Here is a 15,029-nt window from a genome sequence, read left to right as displayed (position 1 = left end):
CACCGCGAACGGACCGGACAAGGCGCCAACGTCGGAACGTCGCTGCTCGCCACGGGCGTCTGGGCCACGGGAACACTCGTGGCCGGCGCACTCGCCGACGGCACACCGTTCGAGCTGCACGACCGGAAGGCGCCGGCGAACCCGCTGATCAACCCCTACCGGACCGCGGACGGCGAGTGGTTCATGCTGGTCGCCTCGCCCTCGCACTGGCCAGGACTGACGCGGGCCGTCGGACACCCCGAGTTGCTCGAGGATCCCCGCTTCGCGGACCTCGAGGGCTTCGTCCGGAACGCCGGCGCGCTGAGCGAACTGCTCGACACCGCGTTCCGCTCGCGGCCCTTCGCCCACTGGAAGGACACCCTGGGCGGGGAACGAATCACCTACAGCCTCATCCAGACGCCCGAGGAGACCGCCCAGGACCCGCAGTTGCGCGCCAACGACATCGTCGTGCCCCTGGAAGGGGTCGAGGGGCTGACGGAGACCATCAGCAGCCCGGTCAACCTCCGCGGAGTACCGAAGGTCCCGGCGAAGCGGGCACCGGACCTGGGCGAGCACAACGACGAGATCCTCGCCGAGCTGGGTTTCGGCCCCGCCGAGATCGCCGGGCTGCGCACGCAGGGAGCGATTCCCGCGACCGCGGAGGGGTCGTCGCCGTGAGCAGGAGGTTCCGCCGCTTCCCGACCGGGGTCGCGGCGGCCGCCGCACGATGGTGCACAAGTAGGTGATCCCCGCGGCCGAGGGCCGGTCCTCGGCCGCGGTCACGAGAGACCGTGACCTCCCGTGAGCGGATCGTGGCCACCGCGGACGCGCGGTGCGACCGGCGGCTACGGGCGTCACGTCCGCGCCGGCGTCCGCCACCAGCGGGCCGAGCGGGCCCTGAGAAGACGACCCCGTCCTCCTCGTGCGGAGGGGTGGCGACCGAGACGGCGTTGGCCCCAACTCCCGGTCTTTTCCGCGACGTTCCAGGATGCCTGCGCACCCAGGTGGTGTTACCCGTGCCGGCGGGCCGGCCGAACCGGGTGGACGGTCGCCCACTACATGCCGGTCAACGAGGTTGGTGGCGAGCGTGGTTCAGGTAGCCGGAGAACACGCGCCAGTCATCGACCGGAGCACCGGGGTTCCCGGACATGGCGGCAGGATCGTCATGCCGGGCAGCCCGTACACCGGCAGAGACACCGGTGTCACCGCCGGAGAGGAATGCGCTCAGCTCGTCCATGCGCACCACCGGCCGACATACCTCCTGGTCCGTGGAGTTCCGTCGCACGGAGCCGTTCGGCCCTGCGGCACAGCTCGGACCACTCGACCTCGAGGCCGCGGGAGCGGGGGCTGAGCCCCTCGGCCGGCAAACCCTCGGAAGACCCGTCCAGATCGATCGTCCTCGTCGGCCCGCCGACCGACCGTGCCGAGGCCGAGGAGGCGTGGGAAGCGGCGGCGTTGGCGCTCGATGGTGAGGTCACCGGTGCGGGAAGCGGCATGGGGCGACGCCGACTTGACCTTGACATCACCGAGGGTTCGGACGCGACCGTAGCCCTGGCGCGGCTCCGAGACGTGCTGTCCGAACCGGGGGCGCGGAGTGCGCCGTCCTGAACGTCGGCGACTGATCGGACAGCCGTCGGCGTTCGTCCGCCCGAGCCGATGTCTGCCGGGCGCCGCGGCAGTGGGCTGAACCCGGTTCACGTCCTCGCGACCGGATCACGGAGGGGTGATGCGCGGGGAGACGGTGGCCGCTTCGAGGCCGGAGAGTTCGTCCAGTGAACGGCCTCGGGTCTCGATGCGGAGTGTCCAGGTGATGAGGAAGGCGAGAGCGCTGGTGGCTGCTGCTCCGTAGAGAAGCGGGGACGCGCCGGTGGAGTCGAGCAGGATGGGGAAGAGGAAGGTGCCCAGCGCCGCGCCCATTTTTCCGAATCCGGCGGCGAAGCCGTGCCCGGCCGCCCGGACGTCGGACGGGAAGACCTCGGCGGGCAGGGTGAACGTGGTGGCGTTCGGCCCCAGGTTCATGAACGTGTTGAACAGCGCGAACCCGACGAAGACCAACGGCAGATGGGTGTTGCCGCCCCCGGGCAGTTGGTCGGCGACCGCCAGCAGGCACAGGGCGATGGTCATCACGGCGAATCCCACGAGTTGCAGCCGGATCCGCCCGACCCGGTCCACGAAGACGATGGCCAGCACGAAGCCGATGACGAGGAACACGTCCAGGAACGCGGTGCCCTCGGTCGAGGAGATGTCGTCGGCCAGAAACGTCGCGTTGGGGCCGGCCAGGGCCAGCCCGGCGAGCAGGGTCGGCGTGAAGATACCGACCCCGTAGGTGGCGATGTCCATCAGGAACCAGGGAACCGAGGTGAACACCGTCAGCCTGAGCAAGGGGCGTTTGAACAACTGGGGCTGCACGAGCGCGTTCCAGCCCTCCCGCGGCGCCTGTGGATGCGCCCGGTCCCTGTCGGTGACCCGGCAGGCGACGCCGGTCATCCTCTCGGCGATCGCAGCGGCTTCCTCCTCTCGGCCGTGCTGAGCCAGCCAGCGTGGGCTCTCAGGCATGTTGCGGCGCAGCCAGATGATCACAAGCGCCAGCAGAGCACCGAAGCCGAGCATGATCCGCCAGGAGCCGATCTCGGGCCACACCGTGAGGATCACGACGCCGACGACTGCGCCGATCATGATTCCCGCCGCCTGGAGACTGAAGGCGCTCACCAGCCACTTGCCCCGTTGGCGTGCCGGCAGGATCTCCGCCAGATAACTGGCCGCAATGGGATAGTCGAGCCCGACCGCGATGCCGAGCAGGAAACGGAAGGCGATCAGCGACCACAGATCCCAGGCGAACGTACAGGCCAGAGAGAAGATCACGAAGAGCCACAGGTCGACCCGGAAGATCTTGCTGCGCCCCACACGGTCGCCCAGCGGTCCCAGCAGGGCCGCTCCGAACATGGCGCCCACGATGGCCGCGGCCGAGAGCAGACCCCGATCCGTCGCACTGCCGCCCAGGTCCTTGGCGATGAGCGGATTGGCCACGCCGATGATGAAGAAATCGAACCCGTCCAGTATCACCCCCAGAGCCGCCACCAGCCAGAATCGCCGGTGCACCGGCGAAATGGAAGCCTGGTCGAGTGCTACGCCCAGAGGCAGCGGCGTGCGGGAATCACCGTTGGTCACCACATGCACCGAGTGAACGCGACCGCACGCCCGCGATCAACAAGCCACGCCACACAGCGGGTCCGTCGCCTGAGCGTGGGCGTTGACCACCGGGTTCTTCGGCAGGTCGGACGTCCCGCAATCCTCGCCGGGGTCTTGCCGCTTTCGCGTACGTCGGCGGAACGTCGCCCCATGTCACGGCGTGGGTCGCCGACGTATAGAGGTGCGCATGGTCGAGAACGACATGGCCGACGATCGGGCGGGGCACCCTGGACAAGTCGGCGAAGCGACCGAGCTTGGACACCGCGCGGAGACTCGTTCCACCAGGCTGAGTGTCCGGCCGGGACCCGCTTGATTCCGCGTGCCTTATGCCACGTCCTTTCTCCCCCGGCGACCGTAGATTCGTATGCCGGACGAGCGTGGGCAGGCTCTCGTCGTGGGATCGTCTCTGGTGCGTGTCGAAGTTGCTCTTTCGAGGACGCTACGACCGAACGGCCGCAGCTCACAACCGACTTCGGCGGCCTCGCCTGCCGCGATACCGGTCCACGGAGATGGTGGCCGGCGAGTGGAGCCGCCACCTGCTCGACACGTCTCGTTGAGCGCGCCCATCGGGTGGCAAGTGGTTCGGGAACAGCTCCCGACGCGCGGGATCGTTCTCGCGGATACGTCGGCGTACATAGGGCTTCGACGGGTGAGATGCCCCCCGCGGTGAGTCGACCAGGAAGTGGCGCGGTGTCAGCGCGTCGTGGGTTGTGATGCCGCTGGTGAGGGCGTGCAGGTCCTGGTGTGCCGACGTCAGTGTCGGCGCGTCCGGCCGCGGGGCGCTGTAAGGGGAGTCGCATCCGGAGTGGCTTCGTTCGACACAGGTTCCTTCATCGGTGAAGCGTTATGATTGAGTGAACGGCTCCATGAGAGGCAGGCTCGACAGCGATGCCACAGTCGAAGAAGCCCCGCGAATCGGCCGCCGCCCAGTCCGCGCCGGTGGTCCCCGCACGCATGCTCAGCTTTCACCTCAAGAGGGCGGAACAGTCCATCGTGGCACGCAAGGCCCACGGCGTGCGGAACTTGGACCTGACGGAGTCGCAGTGCCAGGTGCTGTCCTACCTGACCGGCGGTGTGGCGAAGTCGTGCACCCAACTGTCCCGTGAAGGCCTGGTCACCTCGCAGACGATGACCGGCATCGTCAAGAACCTCGAAGCCAAGGGACTGGTCGAGCGCCATGCCTCGCCGGACCACGGCCGTGTCATGCTCGTGTCTCTCACACCGGCAGGCGCGGAGCGGGCCGCCGCCGCGAAGTCCTTCTCCGAGCGTGTCGAACACGGCCTGCGGGACGCCCTGTCCGAGGACGATTACGGTCAACTGGTGAAGCTTCTGGACCGGGTGGCCGACCTGGCACCCGGGGTCGACGTCGGCACGTCGGAGTAGAGCCCGCGTGCGACGGACAGGATCCGCGCCGCGCCTCACCGAGTAGCGGCACCGAGGGGCGGTCGAACCGGGCGGCGTGCGACGCCGACGCCGGGGGTGATCTCGGTGGGTTGACGGACCTCATGGGGGCGTCAATGCGGCCTGGGTCCTCGCCTCCACCGCTCGGGAATGGGCGCCGGCCGGGTCATGTTAACGTCGCCGACACTGATGAAGGGAACTTCAAAGATGAAGGGAACTTTAGAGGATAGACATCCTGATCTTCGACTCCGCGTAAGTCACCAGTGCCGCCCCTCCCCATGGCAGGGACCCCTCCTCCACCGCGGCGGCTCATCGACAGCGACACGCTCACAGCACGCGAAGGAATGAACCATGGGAATGTCCGGACTCACCGCTCTCGTCACCGGCGCCACCGCCGGTATCGGCCGCGCCGTGGCCCTCCAGCTCGCGCACGAAGGCGCGGAAATCGTCGTCCACGGCCGGGACCAGGACCGCGGAGCCGACGTCGTCGCCGAGATCGAGAAAGCCGGAGGGACCGCTCGCTTCGTCCAGGCAGACCTGGGTGACCCCGCCGACGTCGAGCGCCTGGCCCAAGAGGCCGGAAACGTCGACGTACTCGTCAACAACGCGGGCGTCTACAAGTTCCTGCCGACATCGGGGATGACCACGGAACTCTTCGACCTGCACATGGATCTGAACACCAAGGCCCCCTACCTGCTCGTCCGTGCCCTGGCCCCCGGCATGGTTCGGCGAGGCCACGGCTCCATCGTGAACATCAGCACCCTCGCCGCCGCGGTCGCCGCCAAGGGCACCGGCATGTATGCCGCGTCCAAAGCCGCACTCGAGCAGCTCACCGCCGTATGGGCCGCCGAGTTCGCCGAGCAGGGCATCCGCGTCAACGCCATCGCGCCCGGCCCCACCCGTACCCCGGGAACCGACGCCATGGACGCCGACTCGCTGCGGGCCATCGCCGACACGACCGCCCTGCGCCGCATCGCCGAGCCCGAGGAGATCGCCGAGGCCGTCGTCTTCCTGGCCTCCCGGCGCGCCAGTTACATCACCGGCGTCGTCCTCGAAGTCGCCGGTGGACGCCCCGCGATCGGCTGACCCCCGCCGGGCCCCTGGTCCGGGCGGTTCGCATCACCGGTGCGCCCGGCCGGACCAGGGCCACGCCTTTCACCCACCCCGCTCGTGAAGGGGCCTCGCCAGTAGCGTGGTCCCTCATGAGGCAGAGCATGCGCGGCGGACTGCTGCGCCGACACCGCGACTTCCGACTGCTGTGGTGCGGCGAGACCGCCGGTAAGTTCGGTGCGTCCGTCACCGGAATCGCGCTGCCGTTGGTCGCGGTCTCCACCTTGGACGCCGGGCCGTTCGAGGTCGGCCTGCTGAGCGCCGCCGCCTGGGCACCGTGGCTCGTCATCGGTCTCCCCGCCGGTGTCTGGGTGGACCGGTCGCGGCGCAGGCCGATCATGCTGGCCGCCGCCACGGTCTCCCTCCTGCTCTTCGCCGGCGTGCCGGTCGCCGCGTGGTGCGGCTGGTTGAGTACCGGGCTCCTGCTGGCCGTCGCACTGCTCACGGGCACGGCAGCGGTCTTCTTCCAGACGGCCTACAGCGCCTATCTCCCCAGCATCCTGGAACCTGATGACCAGCCCGAGGGCAACGCCAAACTGCACGGCAGCGCGTCGGCCGCGCAGATCGCCGGGCTCGGCTCCGGCGGCCTGATCGCACAACTGGCGGGCGCCGTGAACGGGATGTTCGTCAACGCCGCGACCTTCCTCGTCTCCCTGCTCTGCCTCGCAGGCATCCGGCATCGTGAGCCACGCGTCACCAGAACCGAACCGCGCCCGCCATCACTGGTCGGTGAAGTCCGCGAAGGCCTGTCGCTGATCGCCGACGACCCCTGGTTCCGCACCCTGACACTCTTCGGAGCCGCCTCCAACCTGGCGCTGATGGGATACCAGTCGATCCAGGTGGTCTTCCTGGTCCGGTGTGTCGGCCTGACCCCAGGGCCGGTCGGCGCGCTCATCGGGGCCGCCGGTTCAGGAGGCGTGGCCGGGGCATTCGCCGCACGCCGGGTCGCGGATCGAATCGGCACGGCCCGCGCGACACTGCTTTTCGAACTGGGACTGCCCCTGTTCGCCCTGCTCATCCCGTTGACCGTCCCCGGAGCGGGCGTCCTGTTCTTTGTCGCAGGCGGATTCTGCGTCTGCGCCGGTGTCGTGGCCGGGAACATCATCAAGGCGAGCTTCCAGCAACGCTACTGCCCGCCGGATCTCCTCGGTCGTCTCACCGCGAGCACAGCCTTCCTCGGCTACGGGACGATCCCTCTCGGAGCACTGCTGGGCGGCGCGCTCGGAACCGGGCTCGGCGTCCGTTCCGCCATGGCGATCACGACCGCGGGGATCCCGCTTGCCGCACTCATCCTGTTCTTCTCCCCGATTCGGCGCGCCCGAGACCTGCCGACCTCACGGCGACCGACGGGTGGTCTCCGACCTTCGCCGGAACCCGACGACGAAGGGGCCCTACCTCTTCACTGAACACGACCGCGACTGGCTGGCTGGCTGTTTGTCGCGCCGCCGCCGTACGGAGAGTTCCACGCGCCGCGGAAGCGGGCCGAGCGATCCGCGGGCAGCCGGTCGCCGGTTGCTGCTGCGCGACCGGGAAGGCCGCAGAGGAACGTGTGGTCCGACCGCCACTTGCTTGCGTGAGCACATAAAGTGTCGCAATGGGTGATATGGCTGTGCCGAATACCGATGACGAACGACTCTGACGCCGTCAATTCAGGTGTCAGGAACCGTACTTGTGGCCGATCGCACCTTGTGTCCCACTCCCGGTCCATCAGGGGTGGGAAAGGAACGTGTCAGCTCTGTGCGGGCGGTGTCGTCGAGTTGGACGCCGGCGGCCTGGAGGTTCTCGGTGAGGGGGAGGCAGGTGCGGGTGCGGGTACCCGGGATGAGCAGGATGTTCGGAGTCGCTCAGACCGATGCCGGCGATGAGGCCCTCGCCGCGGGCCCGGATCAGGCTCGCCATCTGGGTGTGTTGAGGACGAGGGCCTGGGCGGTCGTTGCGGCCGAGAGCGTCGTCGACATCGACCGGGATCGCCACATGGTTGCCGGTCATGCTGCCCTCCTGCTGCGAGTCGGGGCCCACGTACTGAACTCAACTCGGGGCAGGAAGAGTTCGGGCGGCGCATCGGTTCTCGTCGAAGGTTCTACGTGGTGGCCAAGGACAGGGTGTGGCTGTTCCCGGGCCGTTGGCCCATGTCCTCTCGCGAGTCCATTCGTCACCCCCTCGGTGCTTGCGTAGGCAAGTAATGGCGTCCTAAGAAATATGCTTTGTCAAGCAAGGAAGTGGATGGCGGTGACCGGTGGAATCTGCGGGCCATCGCATGAGGATCACCGCCAAGTGTGCTCGTCAGAGGCGAACGTGTGGATGCCGAGGCATTCCCTTCGGGGCGCCCATCGTCCGGATCGGCCGGTCACTGGTCCGTGCTCGCCGTCAACAGATGTGCGGCGGCCGCGAATCGAGCTTTCGTTTCCGGACCTCAGGCCTCAGCGAGGTTGACCGCTTGGCTGGCCGAGGGCGACGACGATGCGGACCTGACCTGGGCTCTCTCGGCGAACAGGAGCCTGTCCGGCGGGAGTTGCCGGGCAGACCCCTGGTTTTGACGAGAGCTCAGCGCTTGAGCGTGAAGGTGAAGTCGCCGGAGAGCTTGCCGCTCAGCCGGACTGCCGAGACAAGTCTCCCGTCCGTGATCAGTCTCTCGACCTCGGCCCGCGAAAGACCGCAGCCTTCAGCGATCAGTCGCACCGGCCGTACAGGGATCCGCGCCGCGAAACGGACCGAGACGTCGATCACCTCGAGGTCCGGGTGATCCGGTCCGCCGGTGTCCAGGCGCCAGGCGTTGTCCCAGTCGAGGGCGATGCGATTACGGCGCTGCACGACCGGATCCTGGAGCAGCTCAGCTGTCAGGCCAGGGTCGTTGTCGTGCAGCAGGTCCAGCAGCTCGGGACGTACGGAGCGCACCGTCGTCCGTTCCAGGACCGTGAGCTTCGCAGTCTCCCCGCAGGCGGTACAGAGCACGAGGAGCCAGGCGTCGATGAGCTTGTGGTGTGCGTTGACGCGAAATCTTCGGCTCGCCCGGAAGCGCTCGGACGCGCACGCGTGGCAACGTCGGCGAACGAGCGGTAGACAGGTGGGCGCGACCACCCAGGTTTTGAGCACAGGAGTACACCGGTTTCAGTGAGAAGTCCGCAGCAGAAGGCAGCGCGGCGCATATGCGCCGCGCGCGACAGATCAGCGCTCGGGAGGTCTCACACGGTGTACAACGGCACGTCCTTGGCCAGACGACTTGGACCTGCAGCACGGTAATGGCGCGCAGCGGTGCTGTTCCACTGGTTTTCGAGCGCCGCATCGGCGGGGTGGGCGCCACAGGAGAGGCAATGACCGCTTGTCACGGGTCGGCCGATGCGACCTGCCGCGTCGGCGTCGACCCCATGCATCGTCGCGGGGTCGACGAGGGATCCGTCGTGGTCTGACGGCAGGTGCGCCGGCCATGGGGCGGGCGGGTACCGTGTGCCGTCGCCCCGGCTGGTGATGACCACCCAGGGCTCCGCGGGGATGGACGTGGTGGGGTCGAACGGGCCCACCAACGTCATCCGTTGGGAGCGATGAGTACTTTCACGACCCCGGTCCAGCGGAGCATCTCGAACGCTTCCCGTGCCTTCTCGATCGGCATGATGACCGTGGTCAGGTCGTACACCCGGATGTCACCGCGGGTGAGCAGACCGATCGCGGTGTCGAACTCGGCGCCGTAGACGAACGATCCGCGAATGATGATCTCCTTGAGGAGAAGGGTGTCCGGATCGGGACCGGCAGGTCGGCTGGTCGGCGGGATCGCGGTGTGGTGGTGGTCCCGTCGTCGAACGCGTCCGTTCGGTGCGCTGCATTGGATCCGCAGAGTGATTCTGGGCGGTTCTCGGCGGCGGATGGGCACCTGTTGACGTTTCAAGTAAGGAGTGCCTAACCTAAGTCGCTTTCGCATTCTTCCCCGTTCCCAAGAGGGTGGTCAGTCATGTCCCTGTCCGGTCCAACGTCCGGTGTGCTGCAGTTCTCCGCGGCGCCGGCGCCATCGACCCCGCTCGGTCCCTTCGAGGACAGCGCGGTGGCGTGGGCAACGTGGGTGACCCTGATGGGATTTGTCGGGGTGACAGCGCTGGCCCTGATGGCCGCGGGGCCCGTGGCGCGCCGGATCGGCGCTGACGCCCTCGCCGCAGTGACGGCCAGACTCGCCCGCGCGGCGGTCGTCCTGGCGGTACTGGCCTTCGCCGCGGTGCTCACCGACCTGGCCCACTCAGGAGACAGTGGCGGATTCCACTACAAGGCCGCCTGGAACACCCTCTACGACGGTACCAACGCCGGACGGCTGTCGGGGCTGGAGGTGACCATGCTGCTGGTCGGTGCCGCGTTGACAGCCCCGCTCGCCTTCCGTGCGGCCGCGAACGGCCCGGCGCGGAAAGGACTGCTCATAGCGGGCCTCGGCGCGGGGGTGATCGCCCTGGGCACCACCAGGTTCCCGGATGCGATGCCTGAGGAGTGGGGCCGCACCATCTTCGAAACGGCGATGTGGATGCTGCATCTGTTCGGCGGAGCCGTCTGGTTGGGTGGGCTGGCCGGACTGGCACTGCTGGCCGTTCCCGGCGCCGTCCCGCCCGCCGAACGCGCCGCTTTCTGGTCCCCCACGATCCGCCGCTTCTCCGTCGCCGCAATGAGCTGTGTCACCGCGATCACCCTGTCCGGGCTGTTCCTGTACTGGGAGCATGTCGACGGCCCCTCGCAGCTGTTCACGACGATGTACGGCCGCGTGCTGGGCGTGAAGATCCTCATCTTCGGAACCCTGCTGCTGCTCGGTGTCTTCAACCAGTTCTGGCTGCACCCGCGGATCGACGCCCTACGGGCCGCCGGCGACGAGCGCCCGCTGCGCACCATCCTCGTGCGTCAGTTCCCCGCGGTCGTCACCGTCGAGACCCTGCTCGGAATGTCACTGCTCTTCGTCGCACCCTTCCTTCACGGCTCCGCGCGCAACCAGGCGTTCCAGGCCGAGACGGCCAAGCACTCCGCGACCGCGCTCTCCCCGGAGAACCTGCCCAGGCTGCCCGACAAGGTGGTCAGTGCCTCCACTTGGGTACTCGGCAGCACCGAGACCATCGTCCTCATCGCTTTGATGATCGGCGGATACTGGTTCTCCGGAGTGCTGGCCCGCCGCCGCACCGCCGCGGTTCCTGGGCGGAATCCCGCGACGGGCGATCTCGTCGAGGCGTGACCACGGGCTGTTCGTCGGTTTTCGTGGGGCTGGATGAGGCCCCACGAAGGCCGGGGGATCCTCCGTCGGGGCTTCGGCGGCCCAGGAGGTTCTTCGGCGGTCCAGGAGGTCCTTCGACCGGCGGCGTACCCGGCCCGGGTACGACCCGCCCCCGGCCGCGCTGACGGCCCATCCGGCAGGCGGGGTTCGCCGTGGCCCCCTATTCGCTGTGTGCTTGCAGATGTTCGAGTAGGAGGCCGTTCAGCGTCTCGGGTGCTTCTTCCGGGATCCAGTGGCTGACGTCGTGAAGTGTCTCGAACCGGTACGGTCCGCTGACCCACTGTCCGGTCGTCTGGGAGGCTGCTGGGCCGAACGCGGCGTCCTTCGTGCTCCAGACGTACAGCGTGGGCACATCGATGAGGCCGATCGTGCCGTCAGGCCGGCCGCCCCGATACCAGTTCAGCGCCGCGGTGAGCGCGCCCGGCTGCGAGAGATGCCGTACGTAGGCGTCGGCACTGGCCTGCGGGACCTTACCGGCGTAGATGGTACGAAGCTGCCGGGCGTCGTCGGCGAGCATGTGGTCCTCGGTCGAGGGTGTCTCGCGCCAGTCGATCATGTAGTGGGATCGTGCCCGCTGGTCCTGGTCGGTGCGCAGGGCACCTGCCAGGGCGCCGGGGTGCGGGGTCGAGACAACGGTCAGGGTGCGGACGCGACCGGGGTGGGAGTCTGCGGTCCACCATGCCACCGCGCCTCCCCAGTCGTGGCCGACCAGGTCGAAGGCTGTCCAGCCCAGTTCCTCCGTGATCGCGACGACATCGTCGACCAGGGCGCCGATGCGGTAATCCTCGGGCCGGTCGGGGCGGACACCGGGGGAGTAGCCACGCTGATCGGGTGCCACGACACGGTAGCCGCGCTCGGCCAACGCCACGATCTGGCGGTGCCACGCCAACCCGGTCTGGGGGAAACCGTGCAGCAGCAGTACCGGGCGGCCCTCGGACGGTCCCGCCGCGATGGCGTCGAACACGCCCGCAGCAGTGGAGATGCTCAGCTTGGTCACGATCCATTCCTCCGTACCGACTGGTTGGTCAGCCTTCAGGCCGCGGCAGCGGATTGTCAAGATCGAAAGCGAATGACCCACTCCCGAGGACGGCTGGGCACCTCCCTTTCTTGCCTCCGGCCGGCTCCCAGGAGCGGTGCGGAGAGCGTTCGTTGTGGGTATGACGTCCGTTCGCGGATGGAGACCCCGGACCCTGGAGGTCGGTGATCGCCACAGGCGGTTAAGGCAGGTCAGAGAAGGACGGGAACACCGCAGCGGTTGGTCGCGAGCCGAGTTCGGGCGTGAACGCAGTCGTACGGGCGATCTGGCCGAGGAACCGTGGCCGGTGCGATGATTGATCTCCATGGGGACTGTGGCCGCGTTGTGCCGGTATCCGGTGAAGTCCATGCTCGGAGAGTCGCTGCTGTCCGCGGCCGTCACCCACGCAGGGCTCGCCGGGGACAGGACGTATGCCGTCCTCGACGACACCGGCGCGATCGGGAGCGTCAAGCACCCGCGTAAGTGGGGACAACTGCTCCGCTGCCGTGCCCGGTTGGCCGATGACAGCGCCGTCGAGGTCCTACTCCCCGACGGTGTTGCCCTCCCCGTCGGAGACCCCGAACTGGACGTACGGCTGTCCAAGCTGCTGGGCCGCTCTGTGTTCGTCTCGGCCACCGCCCCGGCGCACAGCACGCTGGAACGCGCTGTGCCCCAATACGGAGGCGGTGTCCCGGACGTAGTGCGGGCGACGGCTCGCGTGGACGGTGCGGGGGAGGAGATCACCGTCGGCAACGTCGCCGCGGGGACCTTCTTCGACTTCGGCAGGGTGCATCTCGTCACGACGTCGTCCTTGGCGGGGCTCCGGGCCAGGTATCCCGACAGCGATTTCGATCCGCGCCGCTTCCGGCCGAACCTGGTTGTCGACACGGGCGGAAGACGGGATTTCGTGGAGGACACATGGGTGGACGGCCGAGTACGCGTGGGCGAGGCACTGTTCCGCGTGGTGGTGCCCACGCCCCGCTGTGTGGTTCCCGCCCTCGGTCATGACGAGCTGGCGGCCGACCCCGGCATCATGCGTGCGATCGCCCGTGAACACCGGGTACCCGTCTTCGGCCTCGGCCGGCTGGCATGCCTCGGGGTGTACCTGGAGGTCCTGGAACCAGGCACCGTCCGGCTGGGCGACTCGATCACGCGGCAGGACGGACCGTGACGAGAGTTCCAGGCCCCTCGTTCCCGGCACTCGTCCCGGGCCACGGCGGGGCCGGCCAACAGACCCGTCCGGAGGCGATGACGCGGGTACCGTCATGGGTTCAGGAGCCCGACCCAGGGACTCGGCGAAGATGTCGGCGAGTTTGTCGACGGCGGGGTCGACGCACTGCTTCTTGTCGTAGAGGTCCATGTGGCCGGCACCCGTTGATCCAGTGAATCTCCTTGGGCCCGGTAGCCCGCTGGAACGCTTCGATGCTCATCCAGGCGGTCACGGCGCGAGTGCCGACGATCATGAGCAGTGGACGTCGGCCGATCAGTGGTAGCGAGGCGGCACGATCAGCTACTTGCTGTGCACGATCTGGATCAGGTTGCCGCAGGTGTCGTCCAGAACCGCAGTGGTGACGGGGCCCATCTCCAACGGCTCCTGGGTGAAGTGCACACCGAGCTCCCGCAGCCGGTTGAACTCCGCCTGTACGTCGTCCACGGCGAAGGAGGTGGCCGGGATGCCGTCCTGGACCAGCGCCGTCTTGTACGGCTGCACCGCGGGATGGCCGGAGGGTTCGAGCAGCAGCTCCGTCCCGTCCGGTTCTTCCGGCGAGACCACGGTCAGCCACCGGTCCTCGCCCAGTGGGACGTCGTGCTTCTTCACGAAGCCGAGTACGTCGGTATAGAAACGCAGGGCCTTCTGCTGGTCATCGACGAAGACACTGGACAGGTGGATCTTCATGGTTCTCTCTCCGGTACATCGGGCCTGAGTCATCGGTCACGATACGCTCGAGCGGTTCGGTGTTCAGATCGTAGAACTCAAAAACTTGTAGCGGCCCTGGCGCCGCGAAACGATCAGGCCGACGGTTTCGAGCACAGCCGAGTGCTGGCTGATCGCCGGGCGGGATATCTCCAGACCGTGCTTGGTCAACAGCCGCGCGGATATCTCGAACAGGGGATGCCCGTCCCTTTCCACCAGCTCGTCGAGCGGGTTGACGCAGTGGCCGAGGTCGCTGAAATCATCACCCCAGGAGGTGTCCTCCCAGGCCTTCTTGGCGTTGCACCCGACGACCATGGCGGCTCCGCATGCCCTTGCGTCAGCGGACGGCGCCGAGCTGGAAGGCGAAAGATTCGCGCCCCTCTCATTCACGGCAACACCTGCGCCTTCCCACACCGGACATGCGCCGTGCCCGGCAACTGCCTGATCTCATCTGGGCGATGAGTTCCGGGGGCCGCGGATCATCAGTACCGTTAGGGTGGCGCCACAGATCGCGGCAACGGTTCCCAGAACGAGTCGAATCACCGGTATATGGCCATCGCTTCCGGTCACGCTCAGAAGGATCGCGACAGTCCTGACAAGAAACATCACCGCGATTGCAGTCTTCAATCTGAGCGTTGATCGAACCTTTCCTTCGTCGTATCCGGCGGAGGCCGCTATGAAGCCCTGTACGGCTCCGCTGCAACCACCGGCGAGCCAGAGGGTCTCTGGCTCGCCGGGCCTCCCTCATGCGGTCGGCCAATGGAACTGCTCATGGCCGGAAGGGTCGGGACGGGTGAAGCGGCCGATGTTGGCGTCGTAATGGCGGGCCTGGAGGTGGTAGAGACCGGTGGGGTCCGGTTCGTGCGCCCCGAACACTCGGCGGCGCGCCGGCCAGGCAAAAGCGCGCCGCAGGCCACCAATACCCTGGTGCCGGGGTTACGCCTTGGCCGGACCGCTGCCAGGCTCCTTGACGATGCGATCTCCGACCGCGATCGACTTCCACAGTCCACGGTCGATGCGCACCTTGATGATCTGACCGTCGACGCACCGCACCTTGACGAAGTGGTACATGTTCGCTCCGTCGAGCATGCCCCGCGACTTGGCCTCGATGATGCCTTCCCAGACATCTTTTGGTCCTGGTTTGTGTGATTTGAACATGCTGCAAGTCTAGGGAAACAGACAGGCGTGGT

At 67.7% G+C, this 15,029-nt stretch carries 13 protein-coding genes and 1 pseudogene; 6 read left to right on the top strand and 8 right to left on the bottom strand.

From position 1 onward, the window contains the following. Positions 1-657, top strand: a 657-nt coding sequence (locus ABZV34_RS31335; protein WP_356284052.1) for a CoA transferase, incomplete at its 5' end; no start/stop codon positions are given. Positions 658-1,692: 1,035 nt separating this feature from the next. On the opposite strand, the gene ABZV34_RS31330 is transcribed toward ABZV34_RS31335, so the two are convergent. Beyond that, positions 1,693-3,078, bottom strand: a complete 1,386-nt coding sequence (locus ABZV34_RS31330) for an MFS transporter (RefSeq protein ID WP_356284049.1) — start codon at positions 3,076-3,078, stop codon at positions 1,693-1,695. A gap of 978 nt (positions 3,079-4,056) precedes the next feature. On the opposite strand from ABZV34_RS31330, the gene ABZV34_RS31325 reads away from it, so the two are divergent. The 3 genes from ABZV34_RS31325 (at position 4,057) to ABZV34_RS31315 (ending at position 7,085) form a co-directional block, all read left to right on the top strand. Further along, the gene (locus tag ABZV34_RS31325; protein ID WP_356284046.1) at positions 4,057-4,551 is read left to right on the top strand and encodes a MarR family winged helix-turn-helix transcriptional regulator; all 495 of its coding nucleotides are present in this window, start codon (positions 4,057-4,059) and stop codon (positions 4,549-4,551) included. A 369-nt stretch (positions 4,552-4,920) separates the two neighbouring features. Further along, positions 4,921-5,655, top strand: coding sequence for an SDR family oxidoreductase (locus ABZV34_RS31320; RefSeq protein ID WP_356284043.1), 735 nt, complete (start codon positions 4,921-4,923; stop codon positions 5,653-5,655). A gap of 116 nt (positions 5,656-5,771) precedes the next feature. After that, on the top strand, positions 5,772-7,085 hold the full coding sequence (locus ABZV34_RS31315; RefSeq protein WP_356284040.1) for an MFS transporter: 1,314 nt from the start codon (positions 5,772-5,774) through the stop codon (positions 7,083-7,085). Between the two features lie 1,138 nt (positions 7,086-8,223). Here the strand turns inward: ABZV34_RS31315 and ABZV34_RS31310 are convergent. Together ABZV34_RS31310 and ABZV34_RS31305 are read right to left on the bottom strand one after the other, a co-directional pair. After that, positions 8,224-8,772, bottom strand: coding sequence for a DUF1062 domain-containing protein (locus ABZV34_RS31310; RefSeq protein ID WP_356284037.1), 549 nt, complete (start codon positions 8,770-8,772; stop codon positions 8,224-8,226). Positions 8,773-9,202: 430 nt separating this feature from the next. Next, entirely contained in the window at positions 9,203-9,544 is a 342-nt protein-coding gene (locus ABZV34_RS31305) for a hypothetical protein (protein ID WP_356284035.1), read from the bottom strand. A 78-nt stretch (positions 9,545-9,622) separates the two neighbouring features. Between ABZV34_RS31305 and ABZV34_RS31300 the strand changes: the two genes are divergently transcribed. Beyond that, positions 9,623-10,870: a CopD family protein gene (locus tag ABZV34_RS31300; RefSeq protein ID WP_356284032.1), complete on the top strand. Its 1,248-nt coding sequence runs from the start codon at positions 9,623-9,625 to the stop codon at positions 10,868-10,870. A gap of 199 nt (positions 10,871-11,069) precedes the next feature. Here ABZV34_RS31300 and ABZV34_RS31295 read toward each other — a convergent pair whose 3' ends face one another. Continuing rightward, positions 11,070-11,906 (bottom strand): alpha/beta hydrolase, encoded by an 837-nt coding sequence (locus tag ABZV34_RS31295; protein WP_356284029.1) that lies wholly within the window; start codon positions 11,904-11,906, stop codon positions 11,070-11,072. Positions 11,907-12,249: 343 nt separating this feature from the next. Here ABZV34_RS31295 and ABZV34_RS31290 point away from each other — a divergent pair, with 343 nt between their 5' ends. Next, on the top strand, positions 12,250-13,095 hold the full coding sequence (locus ABZV34_RS31290; protein ID WP_356284026.1) for an MOSC domain-containing protein: 846 nt from the start codon (positions 12,250-12,252) through the stop codon (positions 13,093-13,095). Positions 13,096-13,434: 339 nt separating this feature from the next. Here the strand turns inward: ABZV34_RS31290 and ABZV34_RS31285 are convergent, their stop codons facing one another. The 4 genes and pseudogenes from ABZV34_RS31285 to ABZV34_RS31270 form a co-directional block, all read right to left on the bottom strand. Continuing rightward, positions 13,435-13,821: a VOC family protein gene (locus ABZV34_RS31285; RefSeq protein WP_356284023.1), complete on the bottom strand. Its 387-nt coding sequence runs from the start codon at positions 13,819-13,821 to the stop codon at positions 13,435-13,437. Then, positions 13,818-14,058, bottom strand: a pseudogene (locus ABZV34_RS31280) (transcriptional regulator). Before ABZV34_RS31280 ends, ABZV34_RS31285 begins: the two are co-directional and overlap by 4 nt. 525 nt (positions 14,059-14,583) lie before the next feature. After that, positions 14,584-14,715, bottom strand: a complete 132-nt coding sequence (locus tag ABZV34_RS31275; RefSeq protein ID WP_356284020.1) for an RHS repeat-associated core domain-containing protein — start codon at positions 14,713-14,715, stop codon at positions 14,584-14,586. A 60-nt stretch (positions 14,716-14,775) separates the two neighbouring features. Next, positions 14,776-14,997, bottom strand: coding sequence for a hypothetical protein (locus ABZV34_RS31270; protein ID WP_356284017.1), 222 nt, complete (start codon positions 14,995-14,997; stop codon positions 14,776-14,778). Between the last annotated feature and the right edge of the window lie 32 nt (positions 14,998-15,029).

The organism is Streptomyces sp. NPDC005195, from assembly GCF_040608315.1.
GTDB lineage: Bacteria > Actinomycetota > Actinomycetes > Streptomycetales > Streptomycetaceae > Streptomyces > Streptomyces kaempferi.
The sequence above is the reverse complement of the archived record's forward strand: the minus strand, read 5'-3'. Positions and strand labels throughout refer to the sequence as shown.